This window comes from Burkholderia sp. AU16741 (assembly GCF_002223345.1).
Taxonomy (GTDB): Bacteria; Pseudomonadota; Gammaproteobacteria; order Burkholderiales; family Burkholderiaceae; genus Burkholderia; species Burkholderia sola.
In genome coordinates this window covers 119,502-137,733 of sequence record NZ_NKEZ01000009.1, presented here as the reverse complement: position 1 = coordinate 137,733, position 18,232 = coordinate 119,502, and the positions used below count along the sequence as shown (strand labels likewise).

Genomic DNA, 18,232 nt, shown 5'->3' with positions numbered 1-18,232 from the left:
ATCGCCTGCCGCGCCGGAATGTGCCCGGACAGGGGCAGCGGAATGCCATCCGCTTTGCCTTCGACACGTTGGCTCGTTCTGATCTGACCGTATTCCCGGACCATGCCGCAGCGGTCAGTTGACGCGCACATATCGACTGCCTTCGATCCGCTTGACGTGATGCATCGAGACCGACGCTTGTACGCTGCGTTGTCGTGCACGGACCCATCGCGCGAGCATTCGCATCCGTCAGGATTTCCCCGATAGCCGGCGCGCCCGCCACGCCTCCCCGCCGTGCATCGCGGGGCCGGGGGGTAGTGGGAAATCGAATGCATGTCATCGCAACATTTAATTGGTCGATCGAGATCGACTTCGCTATCGTCGGCGATGCTCGCGTACGGAGTCGAACCGCGCCGCCATTCGCGCCTCGCTGCATGATCGCGAGGGCCGCGGCCCGACCACCGGGCCGCCGCGTCCGCTCGACGGACGGACCCGACGCGAAGCCTGGCCGACCGACCGAAGGCGCATGCGCTTTCAAGCCACCCCGGCAACGATGTCCCGCCATCGCTTGCGCGTGTCACGCGCAGGCGAACCGCCCGATGCCGTTTGCGCCCGGGGCCGGACCAACCCATTGCAGGATGCAATATGTCTAAGACAACGTATTACGCGCCGCATGGCGGCCACCCGCCGCAGACGGATCTGCTGACCGATCGCGCGATGTTCACCGAGGCGTACGCGGTGATCCCGAAGGGGGTGATGCGCGACATCGTCACGAGCTGGCTGCCGTTCTGGAGCCACACGCGCCTGTGGGTGATCGCCCGCCCGCTGTCGGGTTTCGCGGAAACCTTCTCGCAGTACATCGTCGAAGTGAATCCGGGCGGCGGCAGCGACAAGCCCGAGCAGGACAAGCACGCCGAAGCCGTGCTGTTCGTCGTCGAAGGCGAAGCCGAGCTGACGCTGCAGGGCAAGCAGCACACGCTGAAACCGGGTGGTTACGCATTCATTCCGCCGGGCGCCGACTGGACGCTGCACAACGTCAGCGATGCCGCGGTACGTTTCCACTGGATCCGCAAGCATTACCAGGCCGTCGACGGCATTCCGCTGCCGGAAGCGTTCGTGACCAACGAGCAGGACGTCGAGCCGATCCCGATGCCGGGCACCAACGGCGCATGGGTGACGACGCGTTTCGTCGACATGAGCGACATGCGCCACGACATGCACGTGAACATCGTGACGTTCGAGCCGGGCGGTGTGATTCCGTTCGCCGAAACGCACGTGATGGAGCACGGCCTGTACGTGCTGGAAGGCAAGGCCGTTTATCGGCTGAACCAGGACTGGGTCGAGGTGGAAGCCGGCGACTTCATGTGGCTGCGCGCGTTCTGCCCGCAGGCGTGCTATTCGGGCGGGCCTGGGCGGTTCCGTTATCTGCTGTACAAGGACGTGAACCGTCACATGAATCTGACGCTGAACCCGGCGCGCTGAAGCGCGACGTAGCTCGGATATGAAAGCCCGCCGGTGTTTGCCGGCGGGCTTTTTTTCGGGTTCGGCGTCGGTTCGGAAAGTCAGCGGATAGGCTGCCCGACGACCCGAGCCCACACCGCCCGAAGGCGTCGCGCGCGGTTTTCGAAGAGGTATGAGGCCGCAAGGGCCAAGAGACCTGAAATCGCACCGGTCACGATGTGCTCGACATAGGGGATGCGGTAATGGCTCGTGTGCGAGTAGGCATCGCCCAACGTCGTCAGGATGCCAACGATCAGCGCATTGCCGTATCGATGCGCGTAGAGTTTCGAGACAGGCGTGAAAGTCAGCAGTAGCGCCAGGAGCCCGGTCAGCAGACCCGTATGGAAGGCGATAGTCCAGTGGGCAACGCTCATGACGTTTCCCCAGCTCCCGGGCATGCAGGTCATGCACGCGCTGGTCGGCTGCCAGAAGCGCTGGATAAACAGTCGGACGCGGTGCTTCCACTCGGTTGACATGAGGCGGCTCCATCAATGCCGTCGCCACGGCCGGCGCCACCACACGTAGATGGGGCGGCTGTGCGCCGTAGAGGCTGGGCAATCACCTGGATATCGGGGAATACTACTCCACGATCGGGGGGAAGCTGTTTCGATCGAGGCCGGGGTTAACGCTTGCGTTTATCGGTGCGCTTGCGCACGAAGTCGATGGCTGGCATCGACGGCTTGAATCCGCAGCCGATAGCCGACCTCGGAAGCTCGATATCGGCGCCTACTTCAAAATACTTCGAACGAACACCAGTCGGGCACAAACTGCTCGAAGACGAAAAAGTCGTCGATGTATGTCAGCCCAAGCCGTTCCAATGACTTCGTGCACGCATCGGCCGCATCGCCTCCGAAGAACGGGCCAAGCGACAAGAGGCTATCGGATTCGTCAAAATATTCGCGAAAATTGAATTCGACCATGACCGTGGATAGGTCGACATTCTTGGCTGCTAGCGCAGCCCGTCGGACAACGATTCCGAAATCTCTCGAAACTTTCATCGATATTGACCAAAGGCAAGCGGGCACCGAGGATTGTCGGTGATCTAGTCGTACGGTCGAGTGTCTGAAACTGGCCGAATACCGGTGGTCTTCGCAACTTCCCTAGAGCTCCGCGATGAACCTGTGTCTTCACGGCCGACGCATATCGCTACAGCCCGAACGCTCTCGCCGCAAGCATCGCGACCTCCAGCCGCGTATCCGCCGGCAACTCGTCCTCCATCAACCACACCGCCGATAGCCCCGACCACGCGAGTATCCATTGCAGCAACCGTCGCCGGTCGAGCCGCGCCGCATCCGCCACGAGCACGACGCGCCGCTCGAAACGCGCGGGATCGACCGCGATGTCATGCGCAGGATTGCAGAACAGATTCGCGTAATCGAACGTGCGCTCGCCGCGCAGTCCTTTCGGGTCGATCGCGCGCCAGCCGCGATCGCCGAAATGAAGGATATTGCCGTGGTGAATGTCGCCATGCAGTACGACTTCGTCGACCGAAGGCCCGGCCAGCAACTGACGAGCGACCGCCGCCGAACGGCGCAGCGCATCATTGTCCGCATCGTTCGACAGCAGCGCGTAAAACCAGTCATGCAGCGGCACGAGCGGCGGCACCTGCGGCGCGTGATGCGCGTGCAACCGCGCGACGACCTCGCAGGCGATGCGCATCGTGTCGTCGTCGTGGCCCGCTGCCGACAACGCGGCGAGCGATGGCGCCGGCTGCGCGCGTTCGAGCAGGATCGCGTCGCCGTCGTGCTGCCACACCTGCGCGGCGCCTTGCCCGTTCCACCAGCGCATCAACGCATTGCCGCGCCGCTCTTCGTCGCAAGTGGCGATTTTCAGCATCGCGGGGCGAGCGTGCCAGACGACCGGCAGCAGGCCGCCGCTCGCGGTCAGAATTGGGCCGCCGTCGGGGACGAGGCCCCACAGGCCGAGGTATCGATCGAACATCCGACGATGGTACAAGCGAACCGGTTCACGTGCCCGGCCCGCTCGTCCGTGACGACATGCCGCAAACCCGTATACGCGGTGCGAGCGGGCGCCAAAGCACTTTCCTAAATAAAATTTAGCCAACCAAACTTTGGCTAAAGAATGTTCCGGTTTAGCGCGATCCCTTCGACAATGCGCGCCTTTCGTGACCGATCGGCGCCTGTCTCGCGCCGATCGTCGCGGCACTGAAGAAGGAGCCCGACATGACCGACCCCACCGCCAATCCGCCTCCGCAGCCTGCGCCGCCATCCGCACCACCGCGCCGCCGCGTATGGCGCACGCTCGCGGGCGCGCTGCTCGGCCTGGCGCTCGCGTGTGCCGGCATCGGCGCCTGGACGATCGATCGCATCTGGACGCAACTGCCGTCCGTCGAGCACCTGGCCGTCTATCGTCCCGCGCTGCCGCTGCGGATCTTCTCGCGCGACGGCGACCTGCTGGCCGAATACGGTGTCGAGCGGCGCGAGTTCGTGCCGCTCGAACGCATCCCGCCGCTGATGCGGCACGCGCTGCTCGCGGCCGAGGATGCGAAGTTCTACGAACACGGCCCGGTCGATGTCGGCGGCCTCGCGCGCGCGACGTTCGCGAACGTCGTGACGGGGCAGCCGGGGCAGGGCGGCAGCACGATCACGATGCAGGTCGCGCGCAACTTCTACCTGACGCGCGACAAGGTGCTGAGCCGCAAGCTCGCCGAGATCCTGATGGCGGCCAAGCTCGAACGCGCATACAGCAAGAACAAGCTGCTCGAGCTGTACATGAACGAGATCTATCTGGGCGAGCGCGCATACGGCTTCGCGGCCGCCGCGCACGTGTATTTCGGCAAGCCGCTCGACGCGCTGAGCGCGGGCGAGGCGGCCGTGCTCGCCGGGCTGCCGAAGGCGCCGTCCGCGTTCAACCCGGTCGTCAATCCGGCGCGCGCGACCGCACGGCGCAACTACGTGCTCGGCCGGATGCACGCGCTCGGCCAACTCGACGACGCGACGTATCGCGCGGCCGTCGACGCGCCGATCGCACTGGCGACCACGCCGCCGCCCGGCATCATCGCGGCGCCGTACGTCGCCGAGCGGGCGCGCCGGATGATGGTCGAGCGGTTTCATGACGACGCGTACACGCTCGGCCTCGACGTGACGACGACGATCTCGATGCGCGACCAGCGCGCGGCCGAGGCCGCGCTCGATCGCACGCTGAGCCGCCGGTCGCGCGCGACGCGCGATGCGCGCAACGGCCTCGAAGGCGCGCTCGTGTCGCTCGATGCGGCCACGGGCGACATGCTCGCGCTGGTCGGCGGCGCGGATTTCAATCGGAACGTGTTCGACCACGCGCTGCAGGCGTATCGGCAGCCGGGGTCGAGCTTCAAGCCGTTCGTCTATTCGGCGGCGCTGGAGAAGGGCTACTTTCCCGGCGTGCTCGTCGACGATACGCAACGCACGCTCACGCACGCGGAAACCGGCGCGCGGCCGTGGCGTCCGCGCAATTTCGGCAATCGCTACGAAGGCTTCATCCCGGTGCGGCGCGGCCTCGTGCGTTCGAAGAACCTGGTCGCGGTCAGCCTGATGCAGGCCGCCGACGCGCGCTACGTGCAGCAGCACGCGGTGCGTTTTGGCTTCGACGCGCAGCGCAATCCGGCGTCGCTGCCGCTCGCGCTCGGCGCGGGCGCCGTGACGCCGCTCGAACTCGCGAGCGCGTACAGCGTGTTCGCGAATGGCGGCACGCGCATGGAGCCGCGCCTGATCCTGTCGGTGAAGCAGCGTCACGGCGGCGCGATGTACGAGGCGACCGTGCCGGCGGGCGAGCGGGTCGTGTCGGCGCGCAATGCGTTCGTGATGGACAGCATGCTGCGCGACGTCGTGCGGGCCGGCACCGCGCGCGGCGCGCTCGCGCTCAAGCGTGACGATGCGGCCGGCAAGACGGGCACGTCGAACGGGTCGAAGGACGTCTGGTTCGCCGGCTATTCGTCGGGCATCGTCGCGGTCGCGTGGCTCGGCTACGACACGCCGCGCCCGATGGGGCGCGCGACCGGCGCGACACTCGCGCTGCCGGTCTGGCTCGACTACATGAAGACGGCCGTCGACGGGCGCACGCCGGTCGATGCGACGCCGCCGCAGGACGTCGCGCTCGTCGACGGCGATTTCGTCTACGCCGAATACACGCGCGGCACGTGCACGGCCGACGTGCCGGCCTATATCCGCAGCCGCTTCGCATGCGGCGGCGCGGCGGTCGGCGATACGCGGGATGCGCCTGACGCACCGGCAGGCGACGGCAAGCGCGACGAACCGATGCCTGCCGCAGTCGACGCGGCCGAGCGCGAACGCGTGCTCGACCTGTTCCGGACCGACGACTGACACGCGCCATGCATACGCTCTATCTGATTGCGATCGTCGCGGAAGCGATGTCGGGCGCGCTGATGGGCATGCGCCGCGGGATGGACCGTTTCGGGCTTGCGCTCGTCGGCGCGGTGACGGCGCTCGGCGGCGGTACCGTGCGCGACGTGTTGCTCGGCCACTATCCGCTCGGCTGGATCGCGCATCCCGAATACCTGGTGATCACGCTCGTCGCGGCGACCGTCGCGTCGTGGGCGGCGCGGCACGTCGCGCGGATGAAGACGCTGTTCGTCACCGTCGACGCGATCGGCCTCGCGGCGTTCACGATCATCGGCTGCGACATCGGCGCGTCGACCGGCACGGCGCCGATCATCGTCGTGCTGGCCGGCGCGATCACGGGCGTGTGCGGCGGGATGCTGCGTGACCTGCTGTGCAACGAGATGCCGCTGATCCTGCGCGAGGAACTGTATGCGAGCGTCGCGTTCGTCACGGGGGTGCTGTATGTCGGGATGCAGCATGTCGGCGTCGATGCGGGGTTCGCGACGCTCGTCGCGCTCGCGGCCGGCTTCTCGATGCGGATGCTCGCGGTGCGGCTCGGCTGGAAGATGCGGGCCTTCGGCGCGGCGGACGTCGAGCATTGAGCGTTCGTGCCGGAGGTTGCCGTGCCGGCATTCAATCCGGCTGTATCACCTGAAAGACGTTCCCTTCCGGATCGACGCCGTCGACCATCAATGCGACGTCGCGGACGTACAGGAGGATGCGAGTCATCGGAAGCGACACGGAGGTTTCCTCGAAGGGAATAGACGAAAGATCTCGAGCGCAGGTCGCCATTGATGACAGCGCATGGCATCGATGCAATATACACACGCGCTACGCAGGCACCATCACCGGCGGCGTCCCGTCACCGGTTTCCACCATCCTTACCGCGAAGCCATAGCACCGCGCGATATGGGCAGGCGTCATCACGTCGTGCGGTGCCCCCTGCGCGACGATCGTGCCGTCGGCGAGCATCGCGATCGTATCCGCGTGCCGCGCGGCGAGGTTCGGATCGTGGACGATCGCGAGCACGCCGATCTGCCATTCGCGCGCGACGGCGCGCACGGTATCGAGCAACCGGTGCTGGTGCGCGAGATCGAGCGCGGCGGTCGGTTCGTCGAGCAACAGGTAACGCGGGCCGCTTTCCGTCGCGTCGCGGTCCGGCCACAGCTGCGCGAGGACGCGGGCGAACTGCACGCGCGCGAGTTCGCCGCCCGACAGCGTCGTGACGTCGCGGCCGACGAGCGCGTCGGCGCCCGCGCGTTCGAGCGCGCGCCACGCGATGTCGCGATCGCGATGTGACGTGGCGCCGCTGTGCCGCGCATGCGGATAGCGGCCGAGCAGCACGATTTCGTCGACGCTGAACGGGAACGCCGGCTGCGCGGCCTGCGGCAGCACCGCGCGCAGGCACGCGAGCCGCGGCGCGTCGATGCGCGCGAGCGGTGCGCCGTTCAGCGTGACGTCGCCCGTCACGCGCACGCCGTTCGGCGCGATGCTGCCGGTCAGCTCGCCGGCGAAGGTTTTCAGCAGCGTGCTCTTGCCCGCGCCGTTGCGGCCGAGCAGCGCGGTCACGCGGCCGGGTTCGATCGACAGCGACAGGTCGCGCAGGATCGTGTCGTGCCGGCGGGCGACGTCGAGGTGGTGGGCAATCAGCATGATCGTCGTGAAGAAGGGATTAGCCGCCGAGCGCGCCGCGGTTCTTCCACAGCAGCGCGAGGAAGAACGGCGCGCCGAGCAGCGCGGTCAGCACGCCGAGCGGAATGTCGGCGGGCGCGGCGAGCGTGCGCGCGGCGAGATCGGCGGCGAGCGCCAGCAACGCGCCGAGCAACGCGGCGCCGGGCAGCACGATGCGCTGGTCGGGGCCGCACGCGAGCCGCACGCAATGCGGCGCGACGAGCCCGATGAAGCCGATGATGCCCGCGCACGACACGAGCGCGCCGACCGCGAGCGCGACCGCGACGAGCACGCGCCGCTTCAGTTGCTGCACGGGCACGCCGAGATGCAGCGCTTCGGTTTCGCCGAGCTGCAGCGCGTTCAGCGCATCGCGTTCGCGCACGAGCAGCACGCAGCCGAGCGCGACGCACGGCGCGACGGCCGCGAGCGTCGACCATTGCGCGCCGCCGAGGCTGCCGAGGCTCCAGAAGGTCAGCGAGCGCAGTTGCGCGTCGTCGGCGACGAACGTGAGCAGCCCGATCGCCGCGCCGACCAGTGCATTGATCGCGATACCGGCGAGCAGCAGCAGCGGCAGCGCGAGCCGGCCGCGCGACGCGGCCAGCCGGTAGACGAGCGCCGCGACCGCGAGGCCGCCCGCGAACGCGGCAACCGGCAGCGCGGCCGCGCTCGCGTGCGCGCCAAAGAGCGCGGGGCCGAGCACGATCAGCGTGGTCGCGCCGAGCGCGGCGCCGCTCGACACGCCGACGAGCCCCGGATCGGCGAGCGGATTGCGGAACAGCGCCTGCATCGCGGCGCCGGTCGCGCCGAAGCCGCCGCCGACCAGCAGCGCGAGCACGACGCGCGGCGCGCGGATGTCGAGCAGCACCGCGCGCGCCTGTTGAGCGGCCGCGTCGCCGCTCAGCGCGGCCCAGGCTTCCGCCAGCGGAATGCGGTACGCGCCGACGCACAGCGCGACGACGGACATCGCGCCCACCAGAACGGCGAGCGCGGCCAGGACGAACGGCGCGAAGCGGCGCGACGTACCGACGCGTGCGGCGCCGTCGCGCGAGGCGGACGACGGCGCGTTGAAGGGCGAAGCGTGAGCGGGCATCGGGTCGATCCGGAATCAGGCGAGCGCATCCGACAGGCGTCGATGCAGGGTCGTGACGGCGAGCGGCAGGCGCGGGCCGAAGCCGAGCAGGAACAGCGAGTCGAGCGACACGACGCGCCGCGCGCGGCCGGCCGGCGTCGCGCCGAAGCCCGGCGTCGCGAGCAGCGCGGCGTGGCCGCCGACGGCGGCCAGCCCCTCGTCGGAGATCAGCACGACGTCGGGCGCGGCCGCCGCGAGCGCCTCGGTCGTCAGCGGCTTGTAGTGCTCGAAGCCCTGCATCGCGTTGCGCGCGCCCGCGTAGCGGATCATCGCGTCGGCGGCCGTGCGCTGGCCCGCGACGAGCGCCTGGGCGCCGGTGTGGTTCAGCACGAACAGCACGCGCGGCGGCTGCGCGCCGCCGGGCACGCGCGCGGCGACCGCGTCGCGCGCGGCCTGCCAGTCGCGATCGAAGCGTTGCAGCAGCGCGGTGCAGGCATCGCGTACGTCGAGCGCCTGCGCGACGCCGGTGATCTTCGCGCGCACCGATTCGACGTCGTGGCGCTCGTCGAACGTCGTCACCGTGACGCCGGCGCCTTTCACTTGCGCGATCGCCGTCGGCGGGCCGGCTTCCGCCGAGGCCAGCACGAGATCGGGCCGCAGCGACAGCAGCCCTTCCGCCGACAGCGCGCGCTGGTAGCCGACCTTCGGCAGGCGCTTCGCGGCGTCGGGATACGTGCAGGTCGTGTCGGCGCCGACGAGCCGGTAACGCGGCGTCTCGGCGCCGCCGAGCGCGAACGCGGTTTCCGCCAGCGCGCCGCCGATCACGATCACGCGTGTCGGCGCGGCGGCCGCAGCCTGGGCGAGCACGCTGCCGGGCAGTGCGCCCGCGAGCGCGCCAGCCGCCGCGCCGGCCAGCAGCGACCGGCGGCGCGGATCGAATGGCCGCGCGCTCACCGCGCGGCCCCGCGTGCGGCGGCCGGCAGCGTCGCGACGAGCGCGCGCCAGTCGTCGCGTTCGACCTTGCCGGGCTTGCGCTCGCCGAACAGCAGCGCGACGTGATCACCCTTCCGGTCGAACAGTTCCAGCGACGTGACGATGCCGTCGCTCGTAGGCTTCTTCACGACCCATGCGGTGGCGATCAGGTCCTCGCGCACATGCAGGTTGAAGCCCGGATCGAGGACGTTGATCCACGCGCCGACCTCGCGTACGTTCGCGACGGGGCCCGTATGGATCTGGATCATCCCCGCGTTGCCGACGAACACCATGATCGGCTGGCCGCTTTTCGCGGCGTGTTCGAGCACGTGGCGCAACGCATGCGCGGTTTCGACCGGATACGCGTAGTGCGGATCGGCGAGGCGCAGCGCCTGCATGCGGCTCACGCCGAAGCGCTGCGTGATGCCGAAGAACTGGTGGGTGTCGGTCATCGCGTCCCACGCGGCGCGAAAGCCCGCGACGTCGATGTCGGTATCGGCGCGCTCGGGCGTTTTCGGCGCAGAGGGCGCGACCTCGAGGCCCGGCTCCTGCGACGGCGCCCGCCAGCGTTCGACGAACGCGTCGTATGCGGCGTGATCGCTGTGCGCGCGCAGATAGACCTTGTGGATCGCATGGCCCTGCGCATCGAAGAACTGCAGGCTCTTCAGCGGGCCGTGCGCGGTCTCGTCGCGCACCGCGAACGCCGACACCCAGTGACGATAGAAGATGCGCAGGTCGATGTCGCCGAGCGCGAGGCCGACCGGGCCGTCGTGGCTCATCTGCGCGTATTCGCCGTCCTTTTCGTGGACGGCCGTGTCGTTGCGCGTCAGCGCCATCACGCGGCCGAGGCGCGGCATTTCCTCGAACATCGCCGGAAAGCGCGCGTCGAGCCGAACGACGTGCTCGCCGACGAACGCGGCGAGCGCCTCGCCTTCGCTGACGCCGAGCGCCTGCGCGACGTCGCGGTTGCGTAGCTGGCGCTCGGTCTTGAGCTTGACGAACGCATCGCGCAGCGCGGCGGCCGCGCGGGCCGGCGTGGCCGATTGACCGGGAAGGGCGGATTGCATCATGTCGGACTCCTTCGAGTAACGGTTGGGGTGGGCGCGCGGGCGACGCGCATCAGAAATCCACTTTCATGCTGACGGCGACCGTGCGGCCGGGCGACGAATACGCGTCGAGCACCTGCGAATCGGCCGCGATGCCGCGCACGTCCGACCAGTTCCAGTACTTGCGGTCGAACAGGTTGCGGATGCCGATGGTCGCGCTCACGTGCTTGTTGAAGCGGTAGCCGCCGCGCAGGTCGACGACGAACGACGGCGGCGGCGTGAAGCACGCCTTGTTCGAACAGTCGGACTTGTCGACGTCCTTGTCGCGTTTGGCGGCCTGGAACAGCAGGTCGCCCTGTACGAACCAGCGTTCGCTCGGTTCGTAGCGCACGCCGAACACGGCCGAGAACGGGTTCACGGTGTTGAGCGGCTGGCTGGCCGCGCCGTCGTTCTGCGTCGAGCCCTTCGTGAACGCCATCGCCGTCTTCAGCGTGATGCCGTTCGGCATCACCCACTCGGCGCGGCCTTCGAGGCCGTGGATGCGTGCGTCGGCGAAGTTCACGTACTGGAACACGAACGGGTCGACCGGCCGGCCGCTGCCGGCGATCGTCGTGCGCGAGATGAAGTTGCGGTAGCGGCCGGTGAACGCGGCCGCGCTGTAGCGCACGACGCCGTAGCCGGTGCCGGCCTTGCCGCGCAGGCCGGCTTCGAACGTGTCGCTGGTTTCGGGCTTCAGGTTCGGATTGCCGATCGACGTGTAGCCGTACACCGGGTTCGAGAAGCTGCTGTTCACCTGGTCGGGCGTCGGTGCACGGAAGCCGTGCGCGTACTGCACGTACGGAATGACCGCGGGCGTGATCTCGTAGAGCACGGCGACGCGCGGCGACAGTTCGTTCGCGCTCGTCGATACGGCCTTGCCGGTGAACAGCGGATCGTTTTCGGTGGGGCTCAGCCGGTACGTGTCGAAGCGCAGGCCCGGCGTGACGAGCAGGCGGCCGTAGCCGATCTGGTCCTGCACGAACGCGCCGAACAGCGTGTAGTCGGTGTCGGGAAACGCCTTGTTCGGGAACGCTTCGCCGACGCCCGGCACCGTGCCGTCGCGCAGGTTCGTCACGCGCGACAGGCTGCCGTCCACGCCGTAGAGCAGCTTGTGCGCGAGCGGGCCCGTCGCGAAGCCGCTTTCGGCGAACGCGGAGCCGCCGAACGTGCGTTCCTTGTACTGGTTGTCGCGCGAGCGCGAAGCCGCCCGGCCACGCGTCTCGAATGCGTACTGATCCTGCTTCGCGTCCTGGTAGTAGAACTGCACGTGCGCGGTCTGGAACCAGCGGAACGCGTCGTCGCGGAAGTCGTAGTCGACGCTGAAGCGGTCGCGCTCGAGCCGGTCGTTCGTCGTGAGGCCGAGCGTGGCCGGCGCGTTGATCGCCGACAGCACGTCGGTGTTCACGCGCCGCTGCACCGTTTCGGCGGTGAACTTGATCGTGTCGCGCGTGGTGGGCGTCAGCACGAGTTTGCCGAGCAGCGATTCCGAATACACGTCCTGCGGGTTCGACGTCGTGCGCAGCGTGCTCGCCGAGTTGTTGCTGCCGCGCGTGTCGACCTCGTGACCGCGCCGGCCGTCGGCGATGATCATCCCCTGGATGCGGTCGTTGCCGCCGGCGGCCGACACGGTCGCGCCGATGCTGCGATCGGTCGAGTCGTAGCTCGGCCGGAACGAGAAGTAGTAGGGCTTTCCGTAGATCGACAGCAGGTCGCGCGGATCCTTCGTGATGAAGTTAACCGCGCCGGTCAGGCCGTCGCTGCCGTACAGCGCCGACGCCGGCCCGCGCAGGATCTCGATGCGCTTGAGCGTGTCGAGATCGGCGTAGTCGCCGCGGCCCGCTTCGAGCGGCCCGAACGAAAACGCGTTCGGCAGGCGGATGCCGTCTTCCATCAGCAGCACGCGATTGCCTTCGAGGCCGCGGATGTTGATGCTCGAATCGCCGTCGCGGCCGCCGCCGAGCGCGGCGCTGCCGGGCCGGTACGCGGTGCGGCGCACCGTGATGCCCGGCTCGTAGCGCAGCGCGTCCTTGATGTTGGTGGCCTGCTGCTCTTCGAGATCCTCGTCGGTGATCACCGACACGGATGCCGCCGTGCGGCTCGCCGCGGTGGCGGTGCGGGTGGCCGTGACGGTGACGGGGTCGAGCAGCGCCGCCTCGCCGCGCACGGACGCGGCGGCGGTGGTCAGGACGGCGGAAGGCGGGGTGGCGCCTTGCGGCGACGAATCGGCGTGAGCCGGGGCAGCGGACAGGCCGAACGCGCCGAACAGCGCGGCACAGATCGGCCGCCGCGCCAGCGTATAGCAATGCACAGGTGGTCTCCCATTGACGATAACAAGCCCGAAGGCTGGCTGGGCGACGCGTTCACCTGGCTGGCCCGGTTGCGCGCGACGTGCGGCAACCGGCGATTTGAAAGGCAACTGACAACCTTGCCAGTGTAAATGAGAATTATTATCAATACAAGGACACCAAGCCGCGCATGCGAGTGAGCGCTCGCCTGCGCGGCTCGCGCGAGCCGTGGCGCGAATTTGAGAGAAACGGGCGCTAAGCCAGCGCTTCGATGCGAATCAGCAGATTGCGCGCATGCGCGATGAACGCGTCGTGCGTGGCGCGATCGCCGTGGCTTTCGATGCCGGCCTGTTCGGCAAATGCGATCTGTTCGGTGTAGAGCTCGACGAGCGCGCGGCGTGTGTCAGGGGGAAGCGCGCGGATCATCGACACGATCAGCAGTTCCTGCGCGCGAAGCATGCCGGACAGCGATTGAGCGTTCATGCTGGCCTCCTCGGACGATGCGGCGGCGAGCCGCTCTTTCCATACTAGGCGGTCGGCGTCCGCCGTGGAGGCGAGGTGCGTGCCGACGGTGCATGGCATGCGATTCGTCGGGAAGGGTGCGCGCGCCGACGCTCGCCGCGGGCATGCGGCAAGCGCGAATCGGAGCGTGCATGAACGCGAATGGAATCAGCCGGCGGCGGTGGCGGACTGCGCGTCGCGCACGACCTGCGCGACGCGTTCGACGAACGCGGCGTCGACGCTCGACAGCGCTTCGCGCGTGCCGTCGGGCATCTCGACCATCAGCCGATACGTGACGTCCTGCGTGGTCCACGCGAGATAGCCGACGACGACGAGCATCACGCCGACCACCAGCGCGGCGCTCGATGCGCCGATGCCGCCCGCGACGGCGACGGCCGCGCCGATCAGCGAGATCAGCGACGGCACGAGACGGTTTTTCGGAATCTTGACGACATCGACCTGGCGGATGTCACGCAGCGCGAATACCTGCCCGGCGGCCGACAGGCCGTTGCGCGTGACCATGACGCCACGTTCGTTGAATGCGTTTTCCATCGTGTGTGACGTGGACGAAAACGCGCAGCGTAGCAGGTTTCGTTGCCGCGTCAAACGAGACCGACTGCCGCACGATGCGTGCGGCGCGGCCGGCAGACGGAAAGCAGATGGCGCGTCAACGCGTTCAGAACTGCAGCCGGCCATCGCCGTAAAGCCGGCCCGGCACGTGCGACGCGACCACCTCGGCGATCTCTTCGTCGGTCGATTCGGCCGGCACGATCTGGCGCCGCGCGGGCGCGTCGAGATGCATCGTCCATTCGACGAGACGATACGGACGGCCCCAGGGCCGCTGCATTTCCACCGAGACGCGGCAACTCTGGACCGGCAGCGAGTGTTGGCACGTCAGAATCGCGTGCAGATGGCTGAAAACGGTATCTTCGATCATCGTGGCCTCCGATCCTGTCTTGTGAGCAGTTGATGGCGGTGCCGTAGGGGTCTCAAAAAAAAAGCCGCCGATGCTCAGGCGGCCAACAGGGGGGGTGTAAGCATCGTCTCAGCCCAGAATTAAGCGAAACTTAAAAGCTCATAAAAAAGCGCCCCGCGTGAAGCGGGGCGCTGCTTGCCGTCCTGATCCGCGCATGACGCGGCCAGTTAAGCGGATGCTTTAGAACTTGTGACGGATACCGACGCGAGCAGCCAGCTGGTTCGACGAACCGTTGCCCGACGTGTTGAAGTAGCTCGTGCTCGAACCGATCTGCGCCTGCACGTTGTTGCCCGAAGCCTTCTGGTAGACGACCAGGCCGTACACGTCCGTACGCTTGCTGAGCGCGTAGTCGAGGCCCACGTTGCCCTGGTTCCAGTGCGCCGAGCTGCCGCTTTGCGTCGCGTTCGTGTACGTGTAGCCCGCTGCCGCCGACAGCGCAGGCGTGAACGCATACTTCACGCCTGCTTCGTAGGCGTTGTAGAACGTGCCCGATGCGCCGGCCGCGATCGGGGTGAACTGCGTGCGCGTCCAGAGCAGCCATGCCGTTGCCGGGCCGAAGACATAACGGCCGCCGACGCCATACGTGCGCAGGTCGCGGATGTTCGTCAGCGCGAGGTTCGCGATCGACGTCGAGAAGGCCGGCGTCGACTGGCTCGGGAAGCGGATGTCCGTGTAAGCGGCGCCGAGGGCGAACGGGCCGTTCGCGTAGTTCAGGCCGAAGCTGTATGCACGCGACGAGCCCGGCGTCGTCGTGGTGCCCGTCGTCGTCGACGGTGCGCCGGCGAAGTCGGTCGAGTTCGAGAAGCCGTACAACGCGCCGAACGTGAAGCCCGAGTAGTTCGCGCTCTGGAACTTCACCGCGTTGTTGATGCGGCTCGACGTCAGCTGGTCGATGTCGTTCACGTGGTAAGCGTAGTTACCCGCGACCGTGTTGCCGCCCGTCGAGTAGTTCGAACCGAGGATGTCGGTCGAGAACGAGTACTGACGGCCGAACGTGACCGTGCCGTATTGCGCCTGGCTCAGGCCGACGTAAGCCTGACGGCCGAAGATCGCGCCGCCTTGGCCGAGCGTGCCGTTGCCGCTGTTGAAGCCGTTTTCGAGCACGAAGATCGCCTTCAGGCCGCCACCGAGGTCTTCGGTGCCGCGCAGGCCCCAACGGCTGCCCTGGGCCACGCCGTCGTCGTACTTGAACAGCTTGCCGCTGCCGCCGTTGGCGGTCTTGCTGTGGTTCACGTAGCTGATACCGGCATCGATGACGCCGTACAGGGTCACGCTGCTTTGTGCGTGCGCGGTGCCGGCCGTTGCTGCCAGGGCGGCGATGGTCAACAGTTTCTTGTTCAAAGGATTCTCCGAGCGAATGAATGGCGTGTCCAGTTGCGGTTCCGGCGCTCTCTACGGGCGCTTTCACGGACCGGCGCAACTTTATCGGCGGGCCACGTAATGAATATGACAGCGCCTGTCATATGAAGAATGTGTGGTGCCGATGCGACATCGAATTCTGCCCGGGTTGTACATCCGGGGTTATACCGAATTCGCCAGTCGTTCGATCCCGAACCGGAATATGCACATGAAATAAGCTTGGTTTGCCGTGTCCGCGCCCCGTGCCACGATCCGTCCTCCAACAAACGACATGGGACAAGAGGACACCACATGCGACGTTCGATTCTGACCGGCCTCGGCGCGCTCGCCGCCGCGCTGGCATTCGCCGCGCCCGGCGCGCACGCCGACTCGCAAACGCTGAAGATCGGCACGATGAGCGGCCCCGACGCGCAGATCTGGACCGAGGTGACGAAGGTCGCCGCGCGCGAAGGCCTTGCGATCAAGGTCATCGAATTCAACGACTACGTGCAGCCGAACGCGGCGCTCGACGCCGGCGATCTCGATGCGAACGGCTTCCAGCACCAGCCGTTCCTCGACAGCCAGATCAAGCAGCGCGGCTACAAGATCGTCAACGTCGGGCTCACCTATACCGCGCCGATGGGCTTCTATTCGAAGAAGCTCAAGTCGCTGAAGGATTTGCCGGTCGGCGCGAAGGTCGGGATCCAGAACGATCCGTCGAACGGCAACCGCGCGCTGTTGTTGCTGCAGAAGTACGGGGTGATCAAGCTGAAGGCCGGCGTCGGTGCGAACGGTGTGAACGCGACGCCGCTCGACATCGCCGAGAACCCGAAGAAGATCAAGATCGTCGAGCTCGATTCCGCGCAGTTGCCGCGCGCACTGCCCGATGTCGACGCCGCGTCGATCAACACCGACTACGCGGTCAAGGCCGGGCTCACGCCGGTGAAGGATGCGATCGCGATCGAGGACCTGCGCGGGCCGTACGCGAACCTGATCGCGGTGCGCGCGCAGGACAAGGACAAGCCGTGGGTGAAGAAGCTCGTCGCGGCCTATGAATCGGACGACGTGCGCAAGTTCATCGACCGGAAGTTCGGCGGCGCGATCGTGCCGGCGTTCTGAACGTCCTTCGCGCGCAGCGCGCCGGCGGCGAAGCAACGGCTGCCGACGCGCGCTCCGGAAAGCAAATCGCCCGCGCAAGCGGGCGATTTCGTTTGATGCAGCCGATGGCGCGCGAGGGGCGCGGCGGCCCGGCGCGCAGCCTCAGGCCGACAGCAGCGAACCGGTGCGGATCGCGGTCGCGCCGGCGATGCGCGCGACTTCCATGCCGGCCGTCGCGAAGCGCACGATCTGGCGCGCGTACAGCACGCCCGACACGCTGCTCTTCAGCGTGACGACGCGATCGGTCAGCGGATCGACGATGTCGGCCACGGCCTGGCCGGCCTCGATCATCGCGCCGACCGGCGTGCGGAACACGATCACGCCCGACACCGGCGCGACGAGCGGATCGGTGCCCGCGAGCGGCGTGGCCGGATGCGCGAGCGGTGGCAGCGGCGCCGGCGTGCCTTCGACGATGCCGCGCTCGGTCAGGTATTCGACGATCGCCTGCGCGTCCTTTTCCGCGAACTCGTACGACACGTCGCGTTCGCTGCGCAGTTCCACCGTGACGGAAATCGCGCCGTTCGGGATCGGGAAGCGGTCGCCGAAGCGGTTGCGCAGATCCGACCAGCAGAAGCTGTGGATTTCGTCGAACGGGTTGCCGACCGAATTCAGCGCGAGCAGCGACGCCTTGGCATCGAGATAGCGCGCCAGCGGCTCGACGTCCGCCCACAGATCGGGGTTCGTGTAGAGGTGCATCACTGCGTCGCTGTCGCAGTGGAGGTCGAGCACGATATCGGCGTCGAACGACAGCTTCTGCAGCGCGAGGCGCTGCGAGTCGAGTTCGGTGCGCGGCTTCTGTTCGTCGAGCGCTTCGCGCATCGCGGCGCGTACGACGGCGAGATTGCGTTGCGCGTCGTTCGCGAGGCGGCTTTCGACACGCGGCAGCACGAGCGCCGCGAGATCGTAGAAATTGCGGTTGAAGTTCTGCATCGAGCCGAGCTCGAAGCGGCCGAGATGATCGCCGAACACGTGTTGCGACAGGCCGATCGGATTGGGCACGGGCACGATGACGACTTCGCCTTGCAGCTTGCCGGCCGTCTCGAGCGCGGCGATCTTGCGACGCAGCAGCGTGGCGACCAGCATGCCGGGCAGCTCGTCCGCATGCAGCGACGACTGGATGTAGACCTTCTTTCCGCCGCGCGGGCCGTAGTGGAAGCTGGTGATCTGGCGTTCGGTGCCGACGGCGGGGGAAATCAGCGGATGGGTCTGCGTTTGCATGGTGAGGAGAGTGCGGCGCAGCCGCGAATGATCCGTTGCGTGGAAGATCGATTGTACGTTGCCTTCCTCGCCACCATCAAACCGGTGCCGGAGCGCGCGGATTTCCGTTGAGAATCATCGGGTTGGCGCGAAAAAAATAACGT

At 67.5% G+C, this 18,232-nt stretch carries 17 protein-coding genes; 4 read left to right on the top strand and 13 right to left on the bottom strand.

Annotation, left to right across the window (positions count from 1 at the left end; translation table 11 throughout):
• Positions 1–624: 624 nt before the first annotated feature.
• The gene (locus tag CFB89_RS27840; RefSeq protein ID WP_089470749.1) at positions 625–1,461 is read left to right on the top strand and encodes a bifunctional allantoicase/(S)-ureidoglycine aminohydrolase; all 837 of its coding nucleotides are present in this window, start codon (positions 625–627) and stop codon (positions 1,459–1,461) included.
• 80 nt (positions 1,462–1,541) lie between these two features.
• Here CFB89_RS27840 and CFB89_RS27835 read toward each other — a convergent pair whose 3' ends face one another.
• The 3 genes from CFB89_RS27835 to CFB89_RS27825 form a co-directional block, all read right to left on the bottom strand.
• Complete coding sequence (locus CFB89_RS27835) at positions 1,542–1,955, bottom strand: hypothetical protein (RefSeq protein WP_089470748.1); 414 nt, start codon at positions 1,953–1,955, stop codon at positions 1,542–1,544.
• A gap of 255 nt (positions 1,956–2,210) precedes the next feature.
• Positions 2,211–2,477, bottom strand: coding sequence for a hypothetical protein (locus CFB89_RS27830; RefSeq protein ID WP_144030169.1), 267 nt, complete (start codon positions 2,475–2,477; stop codon positions 2,211–2,213).
• Between the two features lie 148 nt (positions 2,478–2,625).
• Complete coding sequence (locus tag CFB89_RS27825) at positions 2,626–3,420, bottom strand: aminoglycoside phosphotransferase family protein (RefSeq protein WP_089470747.1); 795 nt, start codon at positions 3,418–3,420, stop codon at positions 2,626–2,628.
• Between the two features lie 242 nt (positions 3,421–3,662).
• Between CFB89_RS27825 and CFB89_RS27820 the strand changes: the two genes are divergently transcribed.
• Together CFB89_RS27820 and CFB89_RS27815 are read left to right on the top strand one after the other, a co-directional pair.
• Complete coding sequence (locus CFB89_RS27820) at positions 3,663–5,798, top strand: penicillin-binding protein 1A (protein WP_089470746.1); 2,136 nt, start codon at positions 3,663–3,665, stop codon at positions 5,796–5,798.
• Between the two features lie 8 nt (positions 5,799–5,806).
• Positions 5,807–6,418: a trimeric intracellular cation channel family protein gene (locus CFB89_RS27815; protein ID WP_089470745.1), complete on the top strand. Its 612-nt coding sequence runs from the start codon at positions 5,807–5,809 to the stop codon at positions 6,416–6,418.
• Positions 6,419–6,647: 229 nt separating this feature from the next.
• Here the strand turns inward: CFB89_RS27815 and CFB89_RS27810 are convergent, their stop codons facing one another.
• From CFB89_RS27810 to CFB89_RS27770, 9 genes are all read right to left on the bottom strand, one after another.
• On the bottom strand, positions 6,648–7,469 hold the full coding sequence (locus CFB89_RS27810; RefSeq protein WP_089470744.1) for a heme ABC transporter ATP-binding protein: 822 nt from the start codon (positions 7,467–7,469) through the stop codon (positions 6,648–6,650).
• A 19-nt stretch (positions 7,470–7,488) separates the two neighbouring features.
• Positions 7,489–8,577 (bottom strand): iron ABC transporter permease, encoded by a 1,089-nt coding sequence (locus CFB89_RS27805; RefSeq protein ID WP_089470743.1) that lies wholly within the window; start codon positions 8,575–8,577, stop codon positions 7,489–7,491.
• A gap of 15 nt (positions 8,578–8,592) precedes the next feature.
• Positions 8,593–9,510, bottom strand: a complete 918-nt coding sequence (locus CFB89_RS27800; protein ID WP_089470742.1) for a hemin ABC transporter substrate-binding protein — start codon at positions 9,508–9,510, stop codon at positions 8,593–8,595.
• A complete protein-coding gene (locus CFB89_RS27795) occupies positions 9,507–10,598 on the bottom strand; it encodes a hemin-degrading factor (protein WP_089470741.1) in 1,092 nt (363 codons plus the stop codon). Before CFB89_RS27795 ends, CFB89_RS27800 begins: the two co-directional genes overlap by 4 nt.
• A 49-nt stretch (positions 10,599–10,647) precedes the next feature.
• Positions 10,648–12,921 carry a TonB-dependent hemoglobin/transferrin/lactoferrin family receptor gene (locus CFB89_RS27790; RefSeq protein ID WP_089470740.1) on the bottom strand — a complete coding sequence of 758 codons (2,274 nt, stop codon included), beginning with the start codon at positions 12,919–12,921 and terminating at the stop codon, positions 10,648–10,650.
• Positions 12,922–13,153: 232 nt separating this feature from the next.
• Positions 13,154–13,381 (bottom strand): hypothetical protein, encoded by a 228-nt coding sequence (locus CFB89_RS27785; protein ID WP_006480384.1) that lies wholly within the window; start codon positions 13,379–13,381, stop codon positions 13,154–13,156.
• A gap of 186 nt (positions 13,382–13,567) precedes the next feature.
• Positions 13,568–13,951: a DUF6232 family protein gene (locus CFB89_RS27780; protein ID WP_089470739.1), complete on the bottom strand. Its 384-nt coding sequence runs from the start codon at positions 13,949–13,951 to the stop codon at positions 13,568–13,570.
• A gap of 124 nt (positions 13,952–14,075) precedes the next feature.
• Positions 14,076–14,336, bottom strand: coding sequence for a DUF2866 domain-containing protein (locus CFB89_RS27775; RefSeq protein ID WP_011548992.1), 261 nt, complete (start codon positions 14,334–14,336; stop codon positions 14,076–14,078).
• 219 nt (positions 14,337–14,555) lie between these two features.
• Complete coding sequence (locus tag CFB89_RS27770; protein ID WP_089470738.1) at positions 14,556–15,716, bottom strand: porin; 1,161 nt, start codon at positions 15,714–15,716, stop codon at positions 14,556–14,558.
• 309 nt (positions 15,717–16,025) lie between these two features.
• On the opposite strand from CFB89_RS27770, the gene CFB89_RS27765 reads away from it, so the two are divergent.
• Positions 16,026–16,832 (top strand): MetQ/NlpA family ABC transporter substrate-binding protein, encoded by an 807-nt coding sequence (locus tag CFB89_RS27765; RefSeq protein ID WP_089470737.1) that lies wholly within the window; start codon positions 16,026–16,028, stop codon positions 16,830–16,832.
• A 141-nt stretch (positions 16,833–16,973) separates the two neighbouring features.
• On the opposite strand, the gene CFB89_RS27760 is transcribed toward CFB89_RS27765, so the two are convergent.
• Positions 16,974–18,089 carry a succinylglutamate desuccinylase/aspartoacylase family protein gene (locus tag CFB89_RS27760; RefSeq protein ID WP_089470736.1) on the bottom strand — a complete coding sequence of 372 codons (1,116 nt, stop codon included), beginning with the start codon at positions 18,087–18,089 and terminating at the stop codon, positions 16,974–16,976.
• Positions 18,090–18,232: the final 143 nt, after the last annotated feature.

Bases quoted from the DNA above. Each gene is read 5' to 3' on its own strand.
- CFB89_RS27840 (WP_089470749.1), top strand. From the start codon at position 625: ATGTCTAAGACAACGTATTACGCGCCGCATGGCGGCCACCCGCCGCAG.
- CFB89_RS27835 (WP_089470748.1), bottom strand. From the start codon at position 1,955: ATGTCAACCGAGTGGAAGCACCGCGTCCGACTGTTTATCCAGCGCTTC.
- CFB89_RS27830 (WP_144030169.1), bottom strand. From the start codon at position 2,477: ATGAAAGTTTCGAGAGATTTCGGAATCGTTGTCCGACGGGCTGCGCTA.
- CFB89_RS27825 (WP_089470747.1), bottom strand. From the start codon at position 3,420: ATGTTCGATCGATACCTCGGCCTGTGGGGCCTCGTCCCCGACGGCGGC.
- CFB89_RS27820 (WP_089470746.1), top strand. From the start codon at position 3,663: ATGACCGACCCCACCGCCAATCCGCCTCCGCAGCCTGCGCCGCCATCC.
- CFB89_RS27815 (WP_089470745.1), top strand. From the start codon at position 5,807: ATGCATACGCTCTATCTGATTGCGATCGTCGCGGAAGCGATGTCGGGC.
- CFB89_RS27810 (WP_089470744.1), bottom strand. From the start codon at position 7,469: ATGCTGATTGCCCACCACCTCGACGTCGCCCGCCGGCACGACACGATC.
- CFB89_RS27805 (WP_089470743.1), bottom strand. From the start codon at position 8,577: ATGCCCGCTCACGCTTCGCCCTTCAACGCGCCGTCGTCCGCCTCGCGC.
- CFB89_RS27795 (WP_089470741.1), bottom strand. From the start codon at position 10,598: ATGATGCAATCCGCCCTTCCCGGTCAATCGGCCACGCCGGCCCGCGCG.
- CFB89_RS27785 (WP_006480384.1), bottom strand. From the start codon at position 13,381: ATGAACGCTCAATCGCTGTCCGGCATGCTTCGCGCGCAGGAACTGCTG.
- CFB89_RS27780 (WP_089470739.1), bottom strand. From the start codon at position 13,951: ATGGAAAACGCATTCAACGAACGTGGCGTCATGGTCACGCGCAACGGC.
- CFB89_RS27775 (WP_011548992.1), bottom strand. From the start codon at position 14,336: ATGATCGAAGATACCGTTTTCAGCCATCTGCACGCGATTCTGACGTGC.
- CFB89_RS27765 (WP_089470737.1), top strand. From the start codon at position 16,026: ATGCGACGTTCGATTCTGACCGGCCTCGGCGCGCTCGCCGCCGCGCTG.
- CFB89_RS27760 (WP_089470736.1), bottom strand. From the start codon at position 18,089: ATGCAAACGCAGACCCATCCGCTGATTTCCCCCGCCGTCGGCACCGAA.